Origin of the sequence: Caballeronia sp. INML1, from assembly GCF_023631085.1 — a bacterium.
Taxonomy (GTDB): domain Bacteria; phylum Pseudomonadota; class Gammaproteobacteria; order Burkholderiales; family Burkholderiaceae; genus Caballeronia; species Caballeronia turbans.
Genome location: NZ_JALQDT010000035.1, coordinates 1 through 21,148, shown reverse-complemented (window position 1 = coordinate 21,148; position 21,148 = coordinate 1). Strand labels below are relative to the sequence as shown.

General features: G+C 65.1%; 18 protein-coding genes and 1 pseudogene. 15 read left to right on the top strand and 4 right to left on the bottom strand.

The features are described from left to right. Position 1 precedes the first annotated feature (1 nt). The 14 genes from NCR38_RS11385 (at position 2) to pyrF (ending at position 15,069) form a co-directional block, all read left to right on the top strand. Positions 2 to 2,056, top strand: coding sequence for a ribonuclease catalytic domain-containing protein (locus NCR38_RS11385; protein WP_250477087.1), 2,055 nt, complete (start codon positions 2 to 4; stop codon positions 2,054 to 2,056). Beyond that, positions 2,053 to 2,895: a shikimate dehydrogenase gene (gene aroE / locus NCR38_RS11380; RefSeq protein ID WP_061121403.1), complete on the top strand. Its 843-nt coding sequence runs from the start codon at positions 2,053 to 2,055 to the stop codon at positions 2,893 to 2,895. Before NCR38_RS11385 ends, aroE begins: the two co-directional genes overlap by 4 nt. Then, the gene (gene mtgA / locus NCR38_RS11375) at positions 2,895 to 3,644 is read left to right on the top strand and encodes a monofunctional biosynthetic peptidoglycan transglycosylase (protein WP_061121404.1); all 750 of its coding nucleotides are present in this window, start codon (positions 2,895 to 2,897) and stop codon (positions 3,642 to 3,644) included. Before aroE ends, mtgA begins: the two co-directional genes overlap by 1 nt. Before the next feature lie 390 nt (positions 3,645 to 4,034). Further along, on the top strand, positions 4,035 to 4,979 hold the full coding sequence (locus tag NCR38_RS11370) for an IclR family transcriptional regulator (protein WP_061121405.1): 945 nt from the start codon (positions 4,035 to 4,037) through the stop codon (positions 4,977 to 4,979). Then, positions 4,976 to 5,965: a 2-dehydro-3-deoxygalactonokinase gene (locus tag NCR38_RS11365; RefSeq protein ID WP_250477086.1), complete on the top strand. Its 990-nt coding sequence runs from the start codon at positions 4,976 to 4,978 to the stop codon at positions 5,963 to 5,965. The genes NCR38_RS11370 and NCR38_RS11365 overlap by 4 nt, the downstream gene beginning before the upstream one ends. A 15-nt stretch (positions 5,966 to 5,980) precedes the next feature. Next, a complete protein-coding gene (locus NCR38_RS11360) occupies positions 5,981 to 6,658 on the top strand; it encodes a 2-dehydro-3-deoxy-6-phosphogalactonate aldolase (RefSeq protein WP_061121407.1) in 678 nt (225 codons plus the stop codon). Further along, the gene (locus tag NCR38_RS11355; RefSeq protein ID WP_250477085.1) at positions 6,655 to 7,434 is read left to right on the top strand and encodes an SDR family oxidoreductase; all 780 of its coding nucleotides are present in this window, start codon (positions 6,655 to 6,657) and stop codon (positions 7,432 to 7,434) included. Before NCR38_RS11360 ends, NCR38_RS11355 begins: the two co-directional genes overlap by 4 nt. A gap of 131 nt (positions 7,435 to 7,565) precedes the next feature. Further along, on the top strand, positions 7,566 to 8,573 hold the full coding sequence (locus NCR38_RS11350) for an arabinose ABC transporter substrate-binding protein (RefSeq protein ID WP_061121409.1): 1,008 nt from the start codon (positions 7,566 to 7,568) through the stop codon (positions 8,571 to 8,573). 62 nt (positions 8,574 to 8,635) lie between these two features. Next, positions 8,636 to 10,150, top strand: coding sequence for an L-arabinose ABC transporter ATP-binding protein AraG (gene araG, locus NCR38_RS11345; RefSeq protein ID WP_061121410.1), 1,515 nt, complete (start codon positions 8,636 to 8,638; stop codon positions 10,148 to 10,150). A gap of 18 nt (positions 10,151 to 10,168) precedes the next feature. Continuing rightward, positions 10,169 to 11,185, top strand: coding sequence for an L-arabinose ABC transporter permease AraH (gene araH / locus NCR38_RS11340; protein ID WP_250477084.1), 1,017 nt, complete (start codon positions 10,169 to 10,171; stop codon positions 11,183 to 11,185). Between the two features lie 143 nt (positions 11,186 to 11,328). After that, positions 11,329 to 12,117, top strand: a complete 789-nt coding sequence (locus NCR38_RS11335) for an SDR family NAD(P)-dependent oxidoreductase (protein ID WP_061121412.1) — start codon at positions 11,329 to 11,331, stop codon at positions 12,115 to 12,117. Further along, a complete protein-coding gene (locus tag NCR38_RS11330) occupies positions 12,108 to 12,995 on the top strand; it encodes an SMP-30/gluconolactonase/LRE family protein (protein ID WP_250477083.1) in 888 nt (295 codons plus the stop codon). The genes NCR38_RS11335 and NCR38_RS11330 overlap by 10 nt, the downstream gene beginning before the upstream one ends. Before the next feature lie 89 nt (positions 12,996 to 13,084). Next, positions 13,085 to 14,188 carry an aldose 1-epimerase gene (locus NCR38_RS11325; protein WP_061121414.1) on the top strand — a complete coding sequence of 368 codons (1,104 nt, stop codon included), beginning with the start codon at positions 13,085 to 13,087 and terminating at the stop codon, positions 14,186 to 14,188. Positions 14,189 to 14,256: 68 nt separating this feature from the next. After that, positions 14,257 to 15,069 (top strand): orotidine-5'-phosphate decarboxylase, encoded by an 813-nt coding sequence (gene pyrF / locus NCR38_RS11320; RefSeq protein ID WP_061121415.1) that lies wholly within the window; start codon positions 14,257 to 14,259, stop codon positions 15,067 to 15,069. A gap of 7 nt (positions 15,070 to 15,076) precedes the next feature. Here pyrF and NCR38_RS11315 read toward each other — a convergent pair whose 3' ends face one another. The 4 genes from NCR38_RS11315 to thiL are packed head-to-tail and all read right to left on the bottom strand — an operon-like array spanning position 15,077 to position 20,467. Next, on the bottom strand, positions 15,077 to 18,391 hold the full coding sequence (locus NCR38_RS11315; protein WP_061121416.1) for a DEAD/DEAH box helicase: 3,315 nt from the start codon (positions 18,389 to 18,391) through the stop codon (positions 15,077 to 15,079). 16 nt (positions 18,392 to 18,407) lie between these two features. Next, positions 18,408 to 18,908: a CinA family protein gene (locus NCR38_RS11310; RefSeq protein WP_061121417.1), complete on the bottom strand. Its 501-nt coding sequence runs from the start codon at positions 18,906 to 18,908 to the stop codon at positions 18,408 to 18,410. 25 nt (positions 18,909 to 18,933) lie between these two features. Then, complete coding sequence (locus NCR38_RS11305) at positions 18,934 to 19,479, bottom strand: phosphatidylglycerophosphatase A (protein ID WP_250477082.1); 546 nt, start codon at positions 19,477 to 19,479, stop codon at positions 18,934 to 18,936. Next, positions 19,469 to 20,467: a thiamine-phosphate kinase gene (gene thiL / locus NCR38_RS11300; protein ID WP_061121418.1), complete on the bottom strand. Its 999-nt coding sequence runs from the start codon at positions 20,465 to 20,467 to the stop codon at positions 19,469 to 19,471. The genes NCR38_RS11305 and thiL overlap by 11 nt, the downstream gene beginning before the upstream one ends. Before the next feature lie 253 nt (positions 20,468 to 20,720). Here thiL and NCR38_RS11295 point away from each other — a divergent pair. Continuing rightward, positions 20,721 to 21,148: pseudogene (locus tag NCR38_RS11295) on the top strand (NADP-dependent malic enzyme); the annotation flags it as partial.

Below are 21,148 nucleotides of genomic sequence, written 5' to 3'. Positions count from 1 at the left end.
AGTGAACGTTTTCTTCGAGGAATCGGGTAGTTTCAAGGCCGGATCGGTGTTGTCTAAACAGGGCGACGCGTTCCAGGTCGAGCTGCCGGGCGGGCGGCGCGCCAAGGTGCGCGCGAAAGACGTGCTGATCGAGTTCGACAAACCCGCGGCCGGCGACCTGATGCAGGAAGCCGACGCCATCGCGCAGGAGATCGATCTCGACTTCCTTTGGGAATGTGCGCCCGACGAAGAATTTCCGTTCGCCGCACTCGGCGCGGATTACTTCGGCGACAAATTCGGTCCCACGGAACGCGCGGCGCTCGTCCTGCGCATGCACGGCGCGCCGGTCTATTTCCGGCGCAAGGGGCGCGGCCAGTATCAGCGCGCGCCGCAGGAACAACTGCAGATGGCGCTCGCGTCGCTCGAGCGCAAGCGTCAGCAGGCGCTCGTGCAGCAAGGTTACGAAGACGACCTGAAGGCGGGCAAGCTGCCCGACGCACTGAAAGACAAGGCGCTCGGCCTGCTCACCAAGCCCGACAAGAATTCCATCGAGTACAAGGCGCTCGAAGCGGCGGCGGCTGCGCGCGGCATTTCTCAGGCGCGGCTGATGCTCGAATGCGGCGGCATCGCGTCGCCGCGCGCGTTGCATGAAGCGCGCTTTCTGTCGGAATACTTCCCGCATGGCACAGGCTTTCCGTCGGTGCAGCCGGGCCCGTTGCCCGAGGACTTGCCCGAAGCGGATGTCGAGGCCTTCTCCATCGACGACGTCACCACGACCGAAATCGACGACGCCTTCTCCGTCCAGCATCTCTCCGATGGACGCGTACGCGTGGGCATTCACATCGCGGCGCCGGCGCTCGGCATCACGCGCGGCGACACGATCGATGCGATCGCGCGCGGACGTCTGTCCACGGTCTACATGCCTGGCGACAAGATCACGATGCTGCCGGACAACGTCGTCGACGTGTTCACGCTTGGCGAAGGCGGGCTGCGCCCGGCGCTGTCGCTGTACATCATCGTGAACCGCGAGACGCAGGACATCGTCGCGACGGAAACCCGCGCCGAGCGCGTGTTCGTGAAGAGCAACCTGCGCCACAACCATCTCGACGCGTTCGTCACCGAGGAAAGCCTCGCCGCAGGCACGGGCGATTACGCGCACAAGGACGACATCGCCGTGTTGTGGCCGCTCGCGCAGGCGCTCTTCGAAAAGCGTCAGCAGGCGCGCGCGAGCTACGGTCTCAAGCGCGAAGTGCAGCGCAACAACGACTTCAACTTTTATGTCGATGGCGAGCACATCACGATCACACCTCGCCGTCGTGGTTCGCCGCTCGATCTGATCGTCGCGGAACTCGCGATTCTCGCGAATTCGTCGTGGGGCGCATTCCTCGACGATCACGGCGTGCCGGGCATCTACCGCTCGCAGCGCGGTTTCGGCGGTCCCGGCCCGAAGCGCACGCGCATGCAGACGACGCCCGCGCCGCACGAAGGGCTGGGCGTCGCGCAATATGCGTGGAGCACGTCGCCGCTGCGCCGCTACGTCGATCTCGTCAATCAATGGCAACTGCTCGCGTGCGTGCAGCATGGCGTGACGGCCAAGCTCGCCGCGCCGTTCAAGCCGAAGGACGCGGATCTCTTCGCCGTCGTGCAGGGATTCGACGACACGTACACCGCATATGCCGATCATCAGCGCCGCATGGAGTACTTCTGGTGCCTGCGCTGGCTGAAGCAGGAGAACAGGAAGCAGGTTCCGGCGTCGGTCATCAAGGACGATCTCGTCCGGCTCGAAGAAATTCCGCTGATCCTGCACGTGCCGGGCCTCGGCGTGCATGCGCGCGGCACGCGCGTGATGCTGGAAGTCGTGTCGATCGATGAACTGACCGTCGAAGCGTCCTGCCGTCTGCTGCACGTCATCGATGCGCCGTCCGCAAGCGCGCCGGTCGAGGAAGACGAAGCCGACGAGGACATCATCGAGACCGAAGATCTCTCGGCGGAAAGCGAGGCGGAAGCGCAGGCGGAAGCCTCGGCGGAGCAGCCACAACCGGAAGCGCCGGACAACGCGCAGGAGCCGACGCCATGAAAGACCGATACGCGGTGATCGGCAATCCGATCGAGCACAGCAAATCGCCGTGGATTCACGCGAAGTTCGCCGAGCAGACCGGCGAGCCCATCGAGTACGGGCGCATTCTCGGGCCGCTCAATGGCTTCGAGCATGAAGTGAAGAAGTTCGTCGCGTCGGGCGGGCGCGGCATGAACGTCACGGTGCCGTTCAAGCTCGAAGCGCACGCGCTCGCGGATGCGCTGTCCCCGCGCGCGGCGGCGGCGGGCGCGGTGAACACGCTGTCCTTCGGGTCAGATGGCGTGCGGGGCGACAACACCGACGGCATCGGCCTCGTGCGCGACATCGAGGTGAATCTCGGCGTAAGTCTCAGAGGCGCGCGCATTTTGCTGCTCGGCGCGGGCGGCGCGGCGCGCGGCGTCGTGCTGCCGATCTTCGATCGCGCGCCGGCGGCGCTCACCATCGTCAATCGCACGGCGGCGAAGGCGCATCGGCTCGTCGACCAGTTCGCGCCGAACGCCGCCGAATGCGGCGTGCGCTTCTCGGGCGGCGGCGCAGACAGCGCGGAAGCGGGCCGCTACGACGTCATCGTCAACGCGACGGCGGGCAGCCTCGACGCCGCGTTGCCCGATTGCGACGACAGCGCATTCGGCGCGGGCACGCTTGCCTACGACATGATGTACGGCGCGCAACCGACCGTTTTCATGCGGCACGCGTCGAAGCTCGGCGCGCGCGCATCGGATGGTCTCGGCATGCTGGTCGAGCAGGCGGCTGAATCGTTCTTCATCTGGCGTGGCATGCGCCCGGACGGCGGCGCCGTGCTGCGCGAATTGCGCCAGATGCTGGCCGCCAAAGCCTGATGACCACCGCGCCGATCGGGACGCGCGCGCCACGTGCGCACAAAGCGGTGCGGCTCGGCCCGGCACGCTGGATCATGTACGGCGTGTCGGTACTCGGCATCGCATTCATCGCGACGCAGCTCTACTTTTTCGCGCAGATCGGCATCTGGACGGTCGTGAATCCGGGCCCAACGGCCTTCATGCGTGCCGATGCGTGGACGCTCGCGAAGACGCATCCCGGCGTGTCGCTGCAGCGCGCATGGGTGCCGTACGACCAGATTTCGCGCAACCTGAAGCGCGCGATCATCGCGTCGGAAGACGCCAACTTCGTCAACAACAACGGCTACGAAACCGACGCCATTCTTCAGGCCTGGGAGAAGAACAAGGCGCGCGGGAAGATCGTCGCGGGCGGTTCGACCATTTCGCAGCAGCTCGCGCGCAATCTCTTTCTGTCGCGCGAGAAGAGCTACGTTCGCAAGGCGCAGGAGCTCGTGATCACGTGGATGCTCGAGTTCTGGATGGACAAGGAACGCATCTTCGAGATCTATCTGAATTCGGTCGAGTGGGGCAACGGTGTCTACGGTGCGCAAGCGGCAGCGCAGTATTACTACAAGACATCGGCGGCGAATCTGACCGCCTGGCAAAGCGCGCGGCTCGCCGTGATGCTGCCGCGGCCCAAGTATTTCGACGATCATCGCAACGCGCCGTATCTGTCGCAGCGTTCACGCGTCATCGCGCGGCGGATGGGTGCGGCGGAGCTGCCGCAGTGAAATTTAGTTTGCGAAACTAAACAATGCAAAGCCCTGATTTATCAGGGCTTTTTTGTTTTCGGGTCGCTGTCGGCTGTCAGTTATGATCCCATTATGTGAGCATGACGATCACATATTGAATAGTTCGAAGCGGCAGAACTACAATCCGACCACAGCCTGAACGGCATATGCGTGCGACGACCGAAAAAACGTAGCGGCGCGCACGACCAGAACAACGGAGACACGTCATGCACCCGATCGCTCGCCTGCGCTCGCTGGCCTCTTCACACGATTTACACGATTCGCACGCTTCGCACGCTTCGCACCATTCGCACGCTCGTGCGGCAACGCTCGCCGCGGCGCCTGCGAGCGACGCACGACACGCATCGTGATCGACGAGAGACCTGCGCCATGACCAAATTCCAGAACCCGGAAACCGACGCCGCCCAAGCGCAATCCGCGCACGCGAGCGGCCCGAGCGTGAAGCGCAACGGCGCGAGCGGGGCGAAGCACATGCCCGATCCCGACGCGATCGCGTTGCCGAGCGCGCTCGTGGACGTCACGCCGCAGCAGGCCGGCACCCAGACGCTTCTGCGCGGCCTCGCGATTCTCGAAGCCGCCGCGAATGGCGCGCGCGATCTGCGCGCGTTCGGCGCGGCGCTCGGCACGACGCGCAGCACGACCCATCGGCTCGTCAGCTCGCTCGTGCAGGCGCGCTATCTGCGCCAGGTGCAGGGCGGTTATCTGCTCGGGCCGAAGCTCATCGAACTGGGCACGATCGCGCTCGAACAGATGCCGCTCACGGCGGTCGCGCGCCCGCATCTGCAGGCGCTCGCGGAACACACGCACGACACGATTCACCTCGGCGTGCGCGATGGCGACGACGTCCTCTACATCGACAAGATTCCGGGCACGCGCGGCCTGGAGATGCGCTCGCGCGTCGGGCATCGCATGCCGCTCGCGTCGACGGGCATCGGCAAGGCAATGATGCTCGACCTCGAAGCGAACGCGTGGAAGAAGCTGCTCGAAGCGTCGCATCGCGTGCTCGCGAAAACGAGTTTCAAGCCCGACAACCGGCCCGATTTCGACACCTTCCAGCAGCGCATGACGCGCTATTCGCAAGGCGGCTTCACGTTCGATCTGGAAGAGAACGAGGCTTCGATACGCTGCGTTGCCGCGCCGGTGCGCGATGCGTCCGGCGCGATCGTCGCGGCGTTGTCGGTGGCGAGCACGATTCCCTATATGCCGCATGAGCGCATGGAAGAACTGATTCCGGTCGTGCAGCGCGAAGCGCGCGCGATTTCCGAGGAACTCGGCTGGCGTGCCCCGCAGGCAGCGCGCAGGATCAAGCGATGAACGCACCTGTTCGCACGCCCACGCTCATCGCGCTCGACTGGGGCACGACGTCGCTGCGCGCCTATCTGGTAGGCGCCGACGGCACCGCGCTTGACACGCGCGCGTCGTCGGCCGGCATCATGAATCTGCCCGCGGGCGGCTTCGATCAGGCGTTCGAGGAAACCTGCGGCGCGTGGCTCGATGCGCATGGGCCGCTCGATGCGCCGTTGCCCGTCATTGCGGCGGGCATGGTCGGCAGCGCGCAGGGCTGGGTGGAAGCGCCGTACGTCGAAACGCCCGCCGGGGCCGATGCGCTCGTCGCGGGCATCGTCACGGTGAAGACGTCGCGCGGCGTCGTGGTGCATGTCGTGCCCGGCGTGCTGGAGCGCGGCGTGTTGCCCAACGTGATGCGCGGCGAGGAAACGCAGATTTTCGGCGCGCTGGCGAGCGAGCCGTCGCTCGGAACATCGGGCGGCGCGCTGATCGGACTGCCGGGCACGCATGCGAAATGGGCGTTCGTGAGCGATGAGCGCATCGAGCGCTTCTACACGTTCATGACGGGCGAGACCTTCAGCGTGCTGCGTGATCACACGATTCTCGGCCGCACGATGCATCCGAGCGCGACGCACGACGAACAGGCGTTCGTGCGCGGCGTCGATACGGCGCGCGATGCCGGCGATGCAGGCATGCTCGCGACGATCTTCACCACGCGCACGCTCGGCCTCACCGGTCAGCTGACAGGCGAGCAGCAGCCGGATTATCTGTCGGGGCTGTTGATCGGCCACGAACTGCGCGGCCTGAGCGAAGTGCTCACGCGCGAAGGTTCCGCGCTCGCGGGAAAAACGTTGCGCCTGATCGGCAGCGACGCGCTCTGCGACCGCTATCGCGTCGCGCTTTCGCGCTTCGGTTGCCATGACGCGCCAATCGTCGCGCAGGCCACCGAGCACGGCCTTTATCGAATTGCAGTGCTTGCCGGCCTCGTCGCCGCGCCTGTGCGCACGGCCTGAAAAGGAGTCAACACGATGCAGCCATCCATCAATTTGCCCGCGCCCTTTGGGATGCACGCCGGTCTCGCGAAGGCGTTCGCCGCGTGCCCGCTGATCGCGATCCTGCGCGGCGTGACGCCGGCCGATGCCGCCGAACACGCCCGCGCGCTGTACGAAGCCGGCTTTCGCATCGTCGAAGTACCGCTCAATTCGCCCCAGCCGTTCGACAGCATCGCGGCGATCCGTCAGGCGCTGCCCGCCGATGCGATCGTCGGTGCGGGAACGGTGCTGCATCCGAGTTATGTCGACAGCGTGAAGGCCGCGGGCGGCGAACTCGTCGTGATGCCGCACAGCGACGCCGATGTCGTTCGCGCCGCGAAGGCGCGAGGTCTCGCGTGCGCGCCGGGCGTCGCGACGCCGAACGAGGCGTTTCTCGCGCTGAAGAACGGCGCCGACGTGCTGAAGATGTTCCCCGCCGAGCAGCTCGGCCCGGCCGTCGCGAAGGCATGGCGCGCGGTGATCGCGCAGGAAGTGCCGCTCGTGCCGGTCGGCGGCATAACGCCCGACAACATGGGCCCGTTCCTGAGCGCGGGCGCGAACGGCTTCGGCCTCGGCTCTGCGCTGTACAAGCCGGGCCAGAGCGCGGAGGCGACGGCATCGCACGCAAAGGCATTCATCGACGGACTCGCGAAAGCGCGGGGCGACATCAAATGAACCGGCTCGCCGGCAAAGTGACGATGGTCACGGGCGCGGGACGCGGCATCGGTGCGGCGATCGCGCTGGCGTTCGCGCGCGAGGGCGCGTCGGTGGCGCTGGCGGAACTAGATATCGACACGGCGCGCGCGACGGCCGAGCGCATTGCGTCGGAAGTGAGCGGCGCGCGCGTGCTCGCGGTGCAGACGGACGTGACGCAGAGCGCGCAGGTGAAAGAGGCCGTCGCGCACATCGAGGCTTCCCTGGGTCCGCTCGACGTGCTCGTGAACAACGCCGGCATCAACGTGTTTTGCGATCCGCTCACGATGACCGACGACGACTGGCGCCGCTGCTTCGCCGTCGATCTCGACGGCGTGTGGAACGGGTGCCGGGCCGTGTTGCCGGGGATGGTGGTGCGCGGGCGGGGCAGCATCGTGAATATCGCGTCGACGCACGCTTTCAAGATCATTCCCGGCTGCTTTCCGTATCCGGTGGCAAAGCACGGCGTGATCGGACTGACGCGCGCGCTCGGCATCGAATACGCGCCGAACAACGTGCGCGTGAATGCGATCGCGCCGGGATACATCGAAACGCAATTGACGCTGGATTGGTGGGATTCGCAAGCCGATCCGAAGGCCGCGCGCCAGGCGACGCTCGATCTTCAGCCGATGAAGCGCATCGGCCAGCCGCACGAAGTCGCGATGACGGCGGTGTTTCTCGCATCGGACGAGGCGCCGTTCATCAACGCGAGCTGCATCACCGTGGATGGCGGCCGTTCCGCGCTGTACCACGACTGAACAACGAACCACCGAAGAATGACGCACTGGCCGCGGTGCGGCATCACGACAGAAAACAACGCGGCCACACACCTTCGTTAGCGCCCGTGCGCGGGCATTGTTCGACATCGGAAGAAGTCGGGAGACAAAAAATGAAACGCAGACTGTTCCTCACGCTGATCGCCGCCGCCACGGCAACGAGCGCGTCCATGATCGCGGCGCCCGTCGCCCAGGCCGCCGACGACGTCAAGATCGGCTTCCTCGTGAAGCAGCCGGAAGAACCGTGGTTCCAGGACGAGTGGAAATTCGCGGAAATCGCCGCGAAGGAGAAGGGCTTCACGCTCGTGAAGATCGGCGCGCCGTCGGGTGAAAAGGTGATGAGCGCGATCGACAACCTCGCGGCGCAGAAGGCGCAGGGCTTCATCATCTGCACGCCGGACGTGAAGCTCGGGCCGGGCATCGTCGCGAAGGCGAAGGCAGACAAGCTCAAGATGATGACGGTCGATGACCGCCTCGTCGACGGCTCGGGCAAGCCGATCGAATCCGTGCCGCACATGGGCATTTCGGCCTACAACATCGGCAAGCAGGTGGGCGACGGCATCGCCGCGGAAATCAAGAAGCGCGGCTGGGACATGAAGGACGTCGGCGCGATCGACGTGACCTACGAGCAGTTGCCGACCGCGCATGACCGCACGAGCGGCGCAACCGACGCGCTCGTCGCCGCCGGCTTCCCGAAGGCGAACATCGTCGCCGCGCCGCAAGCGAAGACCGACACCGAGAACGCGTTCAATGCCGCGAACATCGCGCTCACGAAGAACCCGCAGTTCAAGCACTGGGTCGCCTACGGCCTGAACGACGAAGCCGTGCTCGGCGCCGTGCGCGCCGCGGAAGGCCGCGGCTTCAAGGCGGACAACATGATCGGCATCGGCATCGGCGGTTCGGACTCGGCGTTGAACGAGTTCAAGAAGCCGAATCCGACGGGCTTCTACGGCACCGTCATCATCAGCCCGAAGCGCCACGGCGAAGAAACGTCCGAGCTGATGTACGCGTGGATCAAGGACGGCAAGGCGCCGCCGCCGCTCACGCTCACGACCGGCATGCTGGCGACGCGTGAAAACGTGGCGTCGGTGCGTCAGCAGATGGGCCTGGCATCGAACTAAGTCATTGGATGAGGGCGGGCCGCGTGCTTTTGCGCGGCCCGCTCGAAGCATAAGGAGGCGATGTGTCAGCGACGCTGCGTTTTGACAATATCGGCAAGGTGTTTCCAGGCGTGCGCGCGCTCGATGGCGTGTCGTTCGACGTCAACGCCGGCGAAGTTCACGGCTTGATGGGCGAGAACGGCGCGGGCAAGTCGACCTTGCTCAAGATTCTCGGCGGCGAGTATCAGCCCGATTCGGGGCGCGTGCTCATCGACGACAAGGAAGTGCATTTCGCGAGCGCGGCGGCTTCGATCGCGTCGGGCATCGCGGTGATTCATCAGGAATTGCAGTACGTGCCGGACCTGACCGTGGCCGAGAACCTGCTGCTCGGCGCGCTGCCGAACCGGCTTGGCTGGGTCGACAAGCGTGCGGCGAAAGCGCACGTGCGCGAGCGGCTCACGGCGATGGGCGTCGATCTCGACCCGAACGCGAAGCTGCGCAAGCTCTCGATCGCGCAGCGGCAGATGGTCGAAATCTGCAAGGCGCTGTTGCGCAACGCGCGCGTGATCGCGCTGGACGAACCGACGAGTTCGCTGTCGCATCGCGAGACGGAAGTGCTCTTCAAGCTCGTGCGCGATCTCAAGGCCGACAATCGCGCGTTGATTTACATCTCGCATCGCATGGACGAGATCTACGAGCTGTGCGATGCGTGCACGATTTTCCGCGACGGCCGCAAGATCGCGTCGCATCTGTCGCTGGCGGAAGTGCCGCGCGAGACGCTCGTGCAGGAAATGGTCGGCCGCGAAATCAGCGATATCTATAACTATCGCGCGCGGCCGCTGGGCGAGGTGCGCTTCTCAGTGAAGGACGTGCAGGGCGACGCGTTGAGCGCGCCCGCGAACTTCGAGGTGAAGCGCGGTGAGATCGTCGGTTTCTTCGGCCTGGTCGGTGCGGGCCGCAGCGAACTGATGCATCTCGTCTACGGCGCGGACAAGAAGAAAGGCGGCACGATCACGCTCGACGGCGAGGCAATCCGCGTGCGCAGCACCGGCGAGGCGATCCGCCACGGCATCGTGCTGTGTCCGGAAGATCGGAAGGAAGAAGGCATCGTCGCGATGGCGACGGTCGCGGAGAACATCAACATCTCGTGCCGCCGTCACTATCTGCGTGGCGGGCTGTTTCTCGATCGCAAGAAGGAAGCGCAGACGGCCGAGCGCTTCATTCAGCTTCTGAAGATCAAGACGCCGAGCCGCAAGCAGCGCATCCGCTTCCTGTCGGGCGGCAATCAGCAGAAGGCGATTCTTTCGCGCTGGCTCGCGGAGCCGGATCTGAAGGTCGTGATTCTCGACGAACCGACGCGCGGCATCGACGTCGGCGCGAAACATGAAATCTATAACGTGATCTATCAGCTCGCGGAGCGCGGCTGCGCGATCGTGATGATTTCGTCGGAGTTGCCGGAAGTGCTCGGCGTGTCCGACCGGATCGTCGTGATGCGGCAGGGGCGGATCGCGGGCGAATTGCCGCGCGGTGAGGCAAGCGAACAGGCGGTGCTGGGTCTCGCGCTGCCGCAGTCGGACACCGTCGCGCAGGCGGCGTAAGGACAAGAGGAGCGAATCATGGAAGCAAGAGAAAACATCGTGGGGCAGGCGACGGAAACCGTCGCGAATGCGCTGATCCCGCAAAAGAACGACAAACAGAAGTGGTGGCAGCAGATCACCGAGTACAGCCTGATCGTGATCTTCATCGTCATGTTCCTGACGATGTCGCTGACCGTCGATCACTTCTTCTCGATCGAGAACATGCTCGGTCTGGCGTTGTCGATCTCGCAGATCGGCATGGTCGCGTGCACGATGATGTTCTGTCTCGCGTCGCGCGACTTCGACTTGTCGGTCGGTTCGACGATCGCGTTTGCCGGCGTGCTTTGCGCGATGGTGCTCAACGCGACCGACAACACCGCGATCGCGATCGTCGCGGCGGTGGCGGCGGGCGCGGTGATCGGCTTCGTGAACGGCGCGGTGATCGCCTATCTGCGCATCAATGCGCTGATCACCACGCTCGCAACGATGGAAATCGTGCGCGGGCTCGGGTTCATCGTGTCGCATGGGCAGGCGGTCGGCGTATCGTCGGATACGTTTATCGCGCTCGGCAGCTTGTCGATGATCGGGATTTCCCTGCCTATCTGGGTGACGCTTGCGTGTTTCATCGTTTTTGGCGTATTGCTCAATCAGACTGTGTATGGACGTAATACATTGGCGATTGGCGGCAATCCGGAAGCGTCGCGGCTTGCGGGTATCAATGTCGAGCGCACGCGCGTGTGGATCTTTTTGATTCAGGGCGCGGTGACGGCGCTGGCGGGCGTCATTCTCGCTTCGCGCATCACGTCGGGGCAGCCGAATGCGGCACAGGGGTTCGAGCTGAACGTGATTTCGGCTTGCGTGCTGGGAGGAGTTTCACTGCTCGGCGGGCGGGCGACGATTTCTGGCGTCGTAATCGGGGTGCTCATCATGGGCACTGTTGAAAACGTCATGAATCTCCTGAATATCGATGCGTTTTATCAGTACCTCGTGCGAGGGGCGATTTTGCTTGCTGCCGTGTTGCTCGATCAGTTGAAGAATCGCGGCTCGCGGGATTGAGGTTGGATAACGTTGGGCTTTCGCGGATCCCGTATTCGCGTTGGTTTATCAGCACTGCCCCTCACAAGGGCCGTGCAAATAGACCGACACGAAAACAGGATTCCACGGAAGCAAGCGCAAAAAAAAGCAGAGGGACAACCAACATGGCACCGATCAACAAATCACTGGCAAGATACCCAAGCCTGGAAGGCAAAACGGTCCTGATCACCGGCGGAGCGACCGGCATCGGCGAGGGTTTCGTCGAACACTTCTTCGATCAGGGCGCGAAGGTCGCCTTCTTCGACATCGACACCGACGCGGGCGAAGCGCTCGCCGACCGCCTGGGCGCAGCCCTGACAGCAACCCAGACCCGCCCGATGTTCCTGCGCGTCGACCTGACCGACATCGACGCATTGCGAAAAGGCATCGACGACGTCCGCGCCGCATTCGGCCCGATCAGCGTGCTCGTCAACAATGCCGCCAACGACAAGCGCCACGCAATCGAGGACGTCACGCCGGACTCATACGATGCGGGCATCGCGGTCAACATCCGCCATCAGTTCTTCGCGGCTCAGGCCGTGATCGACGACATGAAGCGCCTGGGCGGCGGCTCGATCATCAATCTCGGCTCGATCAGCTGGATGCTCAAGCAAGGCAACTTCCCGGTCTACACGACGTCGAAGTCGGCGGTGCAGGGCATGACGCGCGGCCTCGCGCGCGATCTCGGCAAGTTCGGCATTCGCGTGAATACGCTCGTGCCGGGCTGGGTGATGACCGAAAAGCAAAAGCGCCTGTGGCTCGACGAGGCCGGCAAGGAAGCGATCAAGCAGGGCCAGTGCATCGGCGGGGAATTGCTGCCCGCGCATCTCGCGCGCGCGGCGCTCTTTCTCGCTTCGGACGACAGCAGCATGATTACGGCGCAAGACATCATCGTCGACGGAGGATGGGCCTGATGAACTCGATGCGCGCGCAGCTTCTGGTCGACAGCCAATGCTCGCTCGGCGAGGGCGCCACGTGGTGCGCCACAAGCGGCTGCTTCTGGTGGACCGATATCGAAGGCAAGACGCTGTGGCGCTACGACCCGCGCGACGGCGCGAGCCAATCGTTCGCGATGCCCGAGCGGCTCGCCTGCTTTACGCCCTGCGCCGATGCGCGTTTCCTGCTCCTGGGCCTCGCGTCGCGGCTCGCCTTCTATGAGATCGCGACGGGTCACATCGACACGATCATGGACGTCGAAGCCGATCTGCCGACGCGTCTCAACGATGGCCGCTGCGACCGCGAAGGGCGCTTCGTGTTCGGCACGAAGCACGACGTGGAAGATGCGCAGGCGATCGGCGGCTTTTATCGGCTGAACCCGGATCTGTCTCTGGAGCGCCTCCCGCTCGGCAATTGCGCGATTTCGAACAGCATCGGCTTTTCCCCCGACGGCGCGACGATGTACTACTGTGACTCGCCGACGCGCGAGATCCGCGTCTGCGACTATCCGACGTTCGCCAACGACCACGTGTTCGTCGCGCTGACGGATGCGACCGGCGTGCCCGACGGCTCGATCGTCGATGCCGAAGGCGCCTTGTGGAATGCGCAGTGGGGCGGCGGGCGCGTCGTGCGCTATGGACGCGACGGCCGCGAGACGGCGCGCATCGACGTGCCGACCGCGCAGCCGAGTTGCGTCGCGTTCGGCGGCGCGGACTTCGGCACGCTGTACGTCACGAGCGCGCGCCTCGGCCTTTCTGAGGAGGCGCTGAAAAGCGATGCGCACGCAGGCGGCGTGTTCGTCGCGACGCCCTGCGCGCGCGGCATCGCCGAAGCGGTATTCGCGGGCAAGGCGTAACCGAAAATAGCGAGGCGGCGCGCGATCGACGCACCGCCCGACACACCCCGGCGACGCCGGGTTTTTCGCCTCTCGATGGAGCACGAGTCATGGCTGGTGCGCGCACAGAGCAAAGACCGAATTCTGCATCGACGTCCAAGGCACAGGCGAACGCCCGGCGTTCGAGGCTCGCCGCTGCAACCGAACCACCGGTCCGGCCCGGCCCGGGCACCGCGATGGTCGCGATGGGCGGCCGCGATGCCGATGGCTGTATCACACTCGCCAACGCGCATCTGCGGCTCGAACTCGCGCCGTCGCTCGGCGGCGGGATCACGCGCTTCGACTGGCGGCACCAGGGCACCTTGGTGCCGATCTTCCGGCCGTGCGTCGATCCCGGTCCGGACACGGATCCGAATCAGCTCGCGTGCTATCCGCTTCTGCCGTATTCGAACCGTATCGGCAACGGGCACTTTCAGTTTTCAGGACGCTCGATCGACGTGCCGTGCAACCGCGCCGGCGAACCGCTGCCGCTGCATGGCGATGGCTGGCTCGGCGCGTGGGAAGTCGCTGAGGAAGCGTCCACGCGCGTGCGTCTGACGTTGGATCGCAGCGACGGCAAGCCTTATGCCTTTCGCGCCGCGCAGACTTACGCGCTCGACGACGCCACGCTCGCCGTGTCGCTCGATGTGGAAAATACCGGCGATGAAGCGCTGCCGTTCGGCCTCGGGCTGCATCCGTTCCTGATGCGCGAGGCGGACACGGAGTTGTCCGCGGCGGCGGGCGGCGTGTGGCTTTGCGGCGACGACTGGCTGCCGGTGCGGCACGTGCCGACGCCGCCCGCGTGGCAATTCGGCGTCGCGTATCCGATGCCGTCGGAGATGGTGAACAACGCGTTCACCGGCTGGAGCGGTCGCACGAGGGTGCTATGGCCGAAGCGCCGCCTGTCGCTCACGATCGCCGCCGACACCGATTACTACGTGCTGTATGCGCCGCCCGGCGAGAGCTTTTTCTGCTTCGAGCCCGTCGATCATCCGATCAACGCGGTGAATCTGCCCGGCGGCGGGGAAGCCCACGGGATGACCGTGCTCGAACCGGGCGAGCGGCTTTCGCGTGAGTTTCGCTTTACCGTCGAGCGCACCGGGGAGGCGGCGCGGCGGGGAAGGCCGCGCACGCGAGCCGGAGCGAAGGCGCGGGCGCGGGACGCTGCGCGCTGATGCCAGCCAATGGACGCGATGCCTCGCACGTTAAAATGCGTGGCATCGACGTTCAACGAAATCCCGCCATGTCATTCATCCAGTCTCTCAACGCCGCGTGGTCGCGGACGCAATCGCTTCTGTGCGTCGGCCTCGACCCGGAACCCGCCAAATTCCCCGGCGCCCTGAACGGCCGCGCCGATGCGATCTTCGAGTTCTGCAAAACCATCGTCGATGCGACCGCGCCGTATGCGTCGTCGTTCAAGCCGCAGATCGCGTATTTCGCGGCGCATCGCGCGGAAGATCAACTCGAAGCGCTGATCGCGCATATCCACGAGAAACACGCCGGCATTCCGGTGATTCTGGATGCGAAGCGCGGCGATATCGGCAGTACGGCCGAGCAGTACGCGAAGGAAGCGTTCGAGCGCTATAACGCGGATGCCGTGACGGTGAATCCGTACATGGGCTTCGACTCGATCGAGCCGTATCTCGCGCATGAAGGCCGGGGCGTGATCGTGCTGTGCCGCACGTCGAATGCGGGCGGTTCGGATCTGCAATTCCTGACGACCGACGGCAAGCCGCTGTATCAGGTCGTCGCGACGCTCGCAGCGGAAAAGTGGAACGCGAGCGGCCAGCTCGGGCTGGTCGTCGGCGCGACGTTTCCGAAAGAAATCGAAACGGTGCGCGGGATCGTCGGCGATATGCCGTTGCTGATTCCGGGAATCGGCGCGCAAGGCGGCGATGTCGAAGCGACCGTGCGCGCGGGCCGCACCGCGAACGGCACGGGCATGCTGATCAACTCGTCGCGCGCGATCATCTACGCGGGCAAGGGCGATGATTACGCGCAAGCCGCGGCCGACGCGGCAAAGAAGACGCGGGATACGATCAACGCATACCGCTAAACGCGCGTCAGGCATCGGGAATCGGCGCGAGCAGCGCGTCGATATCCTCGACGGAGAACTTCTCCACGGCGCGCGCGTCATCGGACAGAATGCCCGCTGCGAGTGCTGCCTTGTGCTCCTGCATCGACACTATCTTTTCTTCGATGCTGCCGGTCGCGACGAGCTTGTACACGAACACCGGCTTGTCCTGCCCGATGCGATGCGCGCGATCCGTCGCCTGATTCTCGGCGGCGGGATTCCACCACGGGTCGTAGTGGATGACGGTATCGGCGGCGGTGAGGTTCAGGCCGACGCCGCCTGCCTTCAGGCTGATCAGGAAAACGGGCACCTCGCCCGCCTGAAAGCGCCGCACGGGCGTCGTGCGATCCGCAGTCTCGCCGGTCAGCGTGACGTACGTCAGACCGGCTTCATCGAGCGCGCCGGCAATGACCGCAAGCATGCCCGTGAACTGCGAGAACACGAGCACGCGCCGGCCTTCTTCGATGAGATTCGGCAGCATCTCGAGCAACAGCGCGAGCTTGGCCGATTCCGGGGTCTTCCTCGCGCCCGGCAGCTTGACCAGCGACGGATCGCAGCACACTTGTCGCAGCTTCAGCAGCGCGTCGAGCATTAGGATATGGCTGCGTGCGAAACCTTGCTTCTCGATGGCGTCCCGCACTTTCTTCTGCATCGCGGTGCGCACGGTCTCGTAGAGATCGCGCTGCGCGCCCTCCAGTTCGACGCTGCGCACGATCGTCGTCTTCAGCGGCAGTTCGGTCGCGACATCATCCTTGCGGCGGCGAAGCATGAAGGGGCGGATCCGTCGCGCGAGAAGGCTGCGGCGCGTCTGGTCGTTGTGCTTCTCGATCGGCTTGCGCCAGCGAGCGGCGAAGTCTTTTTGCGTGCCGAGAAAGCCGGGCAGCAGGAAATCGAATTGCGACCACAGTTCGCCCAGATGGTTTTCGAGCGGCGTGCCGGTGAGGCACAGGCGGTGCCGCGCGCGCAACGTGCGGATGACGCCCGCCGCCTTGCTCGATGCGTTCTTCACGTACTGCGCCTCGTCGAGTATCAACAGATGATAGTCGTGCGCTGACAGAGCTTCGTGGTCGCGCCAGACGAGCGGATAAGTCGTGATGATGAGCTCGTGCTCCGCGATCCGCGCGAAGCGTTCGTGACGCAGCGGCCCGTGAAGATCCAGCACTTTGAGGCCGGGCGCAAAGCGCCGCGCTTCTTCCTGCCAGTTGTTGACGAGCGTGGTCGGGACGACGATCAGCGCCGGCTGCGTGAGGCGGCCGGCTTCCTTTTCGACGAGGATGTGCGCGAGCGTCTGCACGGTCTTGCCGAGGCCCATGTCGTCGGCGAGCACGCCCGCGAGCTCCTGCTCGCGGAGGAACTGCATCCAGTCGACACCCTCGCGCTGATAATCGCGCAGCGTCGCTTTCAGGCCGCTCGGCGCGTCGATCCGGCGCGGCCCCGCGGCTTTGCGCAGCCGTTGCGCGAGTTCGACCATCGACGCGTCGCCGCCGAATTGCCAACGCAGCGTTTCATCGGCTCCGGTGAGGCGGCCGGCTTCGAGCGCCGAAAGCCGCAACGGCGAATCCGCGCGAAGGTCGGCGCGGTCGAACAGATCGATCAGCGCGCGCACGAGCGGCTTGATGCGGGCGGCGCACACTTTGAAGCGCCTGCCCGCCTGCGTGCGGAATTCGACCGCGTGCGCGTCGTCGATCAGATCGATCGCGCCGTTGAGCCAGCGGCGGTCGCGGGCGAACAGCTCCGCGAGGAGCGGTTCGAGGCGCACGCGCTCAGCCTCGACCATGATGCCCAGTTCGAGATCGAACCAGCCGTGCTCAGCGGCGCGCGCGGCCGCCTCTATTTCGTCGATCTCGACGACGTCGAAACGCGAATTGGGCACGATGACGACGCGCCAGCCGGCATTGCGCAGCGCGGGCAACTCGTCGGCGACGAACGCGGGCCATGCTTCGCGCGCGGGCATGATGAAGCCGCCGGCATACGGCGATTCGTCGCGACTGCCCTGCGCATCGGAGATTGGCTTGAGTCCCGCTTTGCCCAGGCGCTGGATGCCCGCGTTCTCGAGGTCGTCCCGGCGCGCGATGCGAGCGAGTTCGCCGTTCGCGAGCCTTATGAGTGTCTCGGGGCTGTTCGCCGCGATCACGAAGCCGTCGTAGTCGAATTCGAGCAGGGCGATGTCGAGTTCTGTCGCGGGCATGTTCAGCTTGCGAGGCGCATCGAGCAGAAGCGTGTCGAGCGTGAGCACGGGGACGGGCGGGGCGTCGATTGTCCGCATGTTCGTGTCGCCTCGCATGGGCGGCGCCGGGAGCGCGGGCGCGAATTCGGCGAGCGCCGCGCGCACGACGGCCGCATCCTCGAGTGTGAGCACCGGCATCTCCAGATAGTCGGCGAGGAACTCATCGGGAATCGATGTATCGACGGTTCCGGTTTCGTTCGTGAAGGCGTCGAAATACCAGGGCGGTTCGGTCGGAAGCACGATGCCGCCTTCCGGATCGGTTTCGAGCGACGCGAAAATCATGTCGTCATGGTGCGGAATCCATTCGATGTTGCCGCGGCGACGCGCGCCCTCGCTCAATGGCTTTTCGAGCCGCAGATCGCGGCCATGCGGTTCGAAATAGAGACGGTCGGTCGCGAGCATCATGCTCCAGATCGCCGCGCCCCGCTTGCCGCTCAACGCGTAGCTGTTGCCTGAATAGCCGCGCTCGGACCGGAGCGCGCGAATGATGGCCTCGTCTTCCGGGGTCACGAATTTCGGCGGACTGCTCCAGGCCGTGTAGTTTGGGTACCAGCTTTCGGTCGCGCGAATCGTGCCATCGGCGCCGAGTCGCGCCTTGTACGTCACCAGTTCGAAAGCGGATTGGCCTAGCGCGGACGGCGCGAGCACGTACAGAATCCGGAACACCGCGCCGGTCGCGGGCCTGGCCGCTTTCGCGCGCGCGTGCCGCGTCGCCTCGACCTTTGCGCGAAAGTCAGACAGCCATTGCTCGACCTCCACGCTCACGCCGGTTCGGGCAGCGCCTTCCTTTCTTTCCAGATAGGCGAGCAGCGTCGCGGCGACGTGCTTGCATTCAAAGCCGACCGGACACGAGCAATAGCCGAACGGCCGCTTGTTCCTGAACGAGATCTCGACCGTGTACGGCGCCGGTTGCGTACCCGCCACCCGCGCGCGCAGGGTGTTGTCCGTCCAGACGATACCGCTGACGGCACGGACGTAGCCGCGCGCCTTGTCGATTGTTACGGGGCCTACCCAGCGGGCGACCTGTTCTTTGGTGTATATCGGCGAGTCCGCCGACTGGCCGGTCTGTTTTCGCATGCGATGGTCTCACCTCTCACCGCTCGCGCTGCTCCAGAAACTCCAGCAGTTTGCGCAGCGCGTGCGCGGCGGCCTGCGTGCGCACCTGCTCGCGGTCGCCCTTGAACAGTTGCGTCTCGACCCCGGTATGAAGCCGGTTGCTCCACGCGAACGACACCGTGCCCACCGGCTTCGCTTCGCTTCCTCCCGCGGGCCCGGCGACACCGGTGATCGCGATCGACACCTGCGCGCGACTGTTGCGCAGCGCGCCTTCGGCCATTGCTTTCGCGACGGGCTCGCTCACCGCGCCATGCTGCTCGATCAATGTAGCCGGAACGCCGATCATCTCGATCTTCGCGAGATTCGAATATGTGACGAACCCGCGCTCGAACCACGCGCTGCTGCCGGAAATATCGGTGATGGCGCTCGCGACCATGCCGCCCGTGCATGACTCGGCGGTCGCGAGCATCAGCCGTTCGTCGCGCAGCTTGTTGCCGACGCGAATCGCAAGTTGGTGAACGACGGTGTCGGTTGGCATGGTGATGTTCTCGAAGAGTTGGAAATCAGACGGTCATGCGCCAGAGCGCGATCACGAGCAGCGTGAAGAATGCCGCGACGAGGTCATCGAACATGATGCCGAAGCCGCCTTTCAAATGGCGGTCGAAATAGCGGATGGGCGGCGGCTTCACCATGTCGAAGAAACGGAACACGATGAACGCCCACAACTGGCCGGTAAAAGTCGCGGGGGTGACGAGCAGCAGCACGAGCCAGAACGCGACGATCTCATCCCACACGACCGGCGACGGGTCCGCGATGCCCATCTTCTTCGCGGTGAAGCCGGTGAACCAGCATCCGGCGACGAAGCCGGCGACGATCAGCGCGCCCCATTCGGCGACCGTCAGATGGCGATTGAACGCGACGAACGACGCCCACGCGAACAGCGTGCCGACCGTGCCCGGCGCGATGGGAGAAAGCCCGCTGCCGAAGCCTAGCGAAAGAATATGAAGCGGATGGGTGAGCATGAAGCGCGCGCTCGCCTTGCGCGGCGCGGCGCGCGGCGGATTGCGCGAATCGTTCGGTTCGCCCGCGAGAGTCGGGTCAGTCTGCATGAAAATGATCGAAGCCTTGCAACGTCAGAGAGAGCGGGGCGCCCGAGGCATCGCGCCAGGCAATTCCCGGCGCACCGGATGATTCGATTGTACCGATCCGAGTCAGCGGCACTTTTACGGTCGTCGCGATATTCGCGAGCGTGTCGCGCGCATCGACGGGCGCGGTGAAGCACAGTTCGTAGTCGTCGCCACCCGCGAGCGTGCATGCGCGGCGCGCGACGTCGGGCAGCGCGCGCACTGCTTCCGAGCACGGCACGGCATCGGCATCGATGACGGCGCGCATGCCCGAGCGCTTCAGAATATGCATGAGATCGCCAGCGAGGCCATCGGAAATATCGAGCGCTGCGTGCGCCACGCCGCGCAAGGCGAGGCCTAGCGCGACGCGCGGCTCGGGCCGCGTAAGCGCGCGCTGCCAGCCTGCGGCGATGGCGTCATCGGGCGCGCGCCATTCGCCGCGAATCGCGCCGAGTCCTGCGCGCGCATCGCCCAATGTGCCCGACACCCAGATGTCGTCGCCGGTCCGCGCGGCGTCACGGCGCAATGCCGCGCCATGCGGCACGTCGCCGAACACGGTGATGCAGAGGTTGAGCGGACCGCTCGTCGTATCGCCGCCGATCAGCGCGCAGTCGTGACGCTGCGCGAGCGCGAAGAGGCCGTCGCTGAACGCTTCGAGCCACGCTTCATCGGCGCGCGGCAACGCGAGCGCGAGCGTAAATGCATGCGGCTTCGCGCCCATCGCGGCGAGGTCCGACAGGTTCACGGCAAGCGCCTTGTGGCCGAGCGCGTGCGGATCGACATCGGGAAAGAAGTGGCGGCCTTCGACCAGCATGTCCGTCGATATGGCGAGCTGATGGCCGGCGGGCGGCGCGATGAGCGCGCAGTCGTCCCCGATGCCGAGCGGCGTCGCAGCCTCGTCTTCGTGACGTGGCGAGGGCGCCGTCGCGCGGCGTGCGAAGAATCGGTCGATCAGAGAAAACTCGGAGAGCATCGTCGGCGAGAAGTGTCTTTTTGTGCGCTGCAAGAGGAAAGCGCGGGACCCGCGATGGCGCGCGAATGTGTCCGTCCCGCATCTCGAAAAAATCGAACGGTGTGCCGCGAGCCTTGCTCCGCGAGGCGATCAGACCTTTTCCGGTCATGGCACTTGTAGCCGAAATGCATGGAGCGCGGTCCGAAACCGCCCCTGATTGGCGCTACAATGCGTTCGAACTTCTATTCTAATTCCCGCACTGCTAGCCCGCCTTATGACGACCGACGCCAATACCAAGTTGCGCGAAGCTGCACTCGACTATCACGAATTTCCGGTCCCCGGAAAGATCGCGATCGCGCCGACCAAACAGATGATCAACCAGCGCGATCTCGCGCTGGCCTATTCGCCGGGCGTCGCGTTCGCGTGTGAAGCGATCGTAGAAGACCCGCTGAACGCCGCGCGTTTCACCGCGCGCAGCAACCTCGTGGGCGTCGTATCGAACGGCACGGCCGTGCTCGGTCTCGGCAACATCGGGCCGCTCGCGTCGAAGCCGGTCATGGAAGGTAAAGCCGTGCTCTTCAAGAAGTTCGCCGGTATCGACGTGTTCGATATCGAGCTGAACGAGAGCGATCCGCACAAGCTCGTCGATGTGATCGCCGCGCTCGAACCGACCTTCGGCGGCATCAATCTGGAAGACATCAA

Excerpts from the sequence above, each read along its gene's own strand:
- NCR38_RS11350 (WP_061121409.1), top strand. The coding sequence starts at position 7,566 with ATGAAACGCAGACTGTTCCTCACGCTGATCGCCGCCGCCACGGCAACG.
- NCR38_RS11330 (WP_250477083.1), top strand. The coding sequence starts at position 12,108 with ATGGGCCTGATGAACTCGATGCGCGCGCAGCTTCTGGTCGACAGCCAA.
- pyrF (WP_061121415.1), top strand. The coding sequence starts at position 14,257 with ATGTCATTCATCCAGTCTCTCAACGCCGCGTGGTCGCGGACGCAATCG.
- NCR38_RS11315 (WP_061121416.1), bottom strand. The coding sequence starts at position 18,391 with ATGCGAAAACAGACCGGCCAGTCGGCGGACTCGCCGATATACACCAAA.
- NCR38_RS11365 (WP_250477086.1), top strand. The coding sequence starts at position 4,976 with ATGAACGCACCTGTTCGCACGCCCACGCTCATCGCGCTCGACTGGGGC.
- NCR38_RS11305 (WP_250477082.1), bottom strand. The coding sequence starts at position 19,479 with ATGCAGACTGACCCGACTCTCGCGGGCGAACCGAACGATTCGCGCAAT.
- thiL (WP_061121418.1), bottom strand. The coding sequence starts at position 20,467 with ATGCTCTCCGAGTTTTCTCTGATCGACCGATTCTTCGCACGCCGCGCG.
- aroE (WP_061121403.1), top strand. The coding sequence starts at position 2,053 with ATGAAAGACCGATACGCGGTGATCGGCAATCCGATCGAGCACAGCAAA.
- NCR38_RS11370 (WP_061121405.1), top strand. The coding sequence starts at position 4,035 with ATGACCAAATTCCAGAACCCGGAAACCGACGCCGCCCAAGCGCAATCC.
- NCR38_RS11325 (WP_061121414.1), top strand. The coding sequence starts at position 13,085 with ATGGCTGGTGCGCGCACAGAGCAAAGACCGAATTCTGCATCGACGTCC.
- NCR38_RS11360 (WP_061121407.1), top strand. The coding sequence starts at position 5,981 with ATGCAGCCATCCATCAATTTGCCCGCGCCCTTTGGGATGCACGCCGGT.
- NCR38_RS11355 (WP_250477085.1), top strand. The coding sequence starts at position 6,655 with ATGAACCGGCTCGCCGGCAAAGTGACGATGGTCACGGGCGCGGGACGC.
- araH (WP_250477084.1), top strand. The coding sequence starts at position 10,169 with ATGGAAGCAAGAGAAAACATCGTGGGGCAGGCGACGGAAACCGTCGCG.
- mtgA (WP_061121404.1), top strand. The coding sequence starts at position 2,895 with ATGACCACCGCGCCGATCGGGACGCGCGCGCCACGTGCGCACAAAGCG.
- NCR38_RS11335 (WP_061121412.1), top strand. The coding sequence starts at position 11,329 with ATGGCACCGATCAACAAATCACTGGCAAGATACCCAAGCCTGGAAGGC.
- NCR38_RS11310 (WP_061121417.1), bottom strand. The coding sequence starts at position 18,908 with ATGCCAACCGACACCGTCGTTCACCAACTTGCGATTCGCGTCGGCAAC.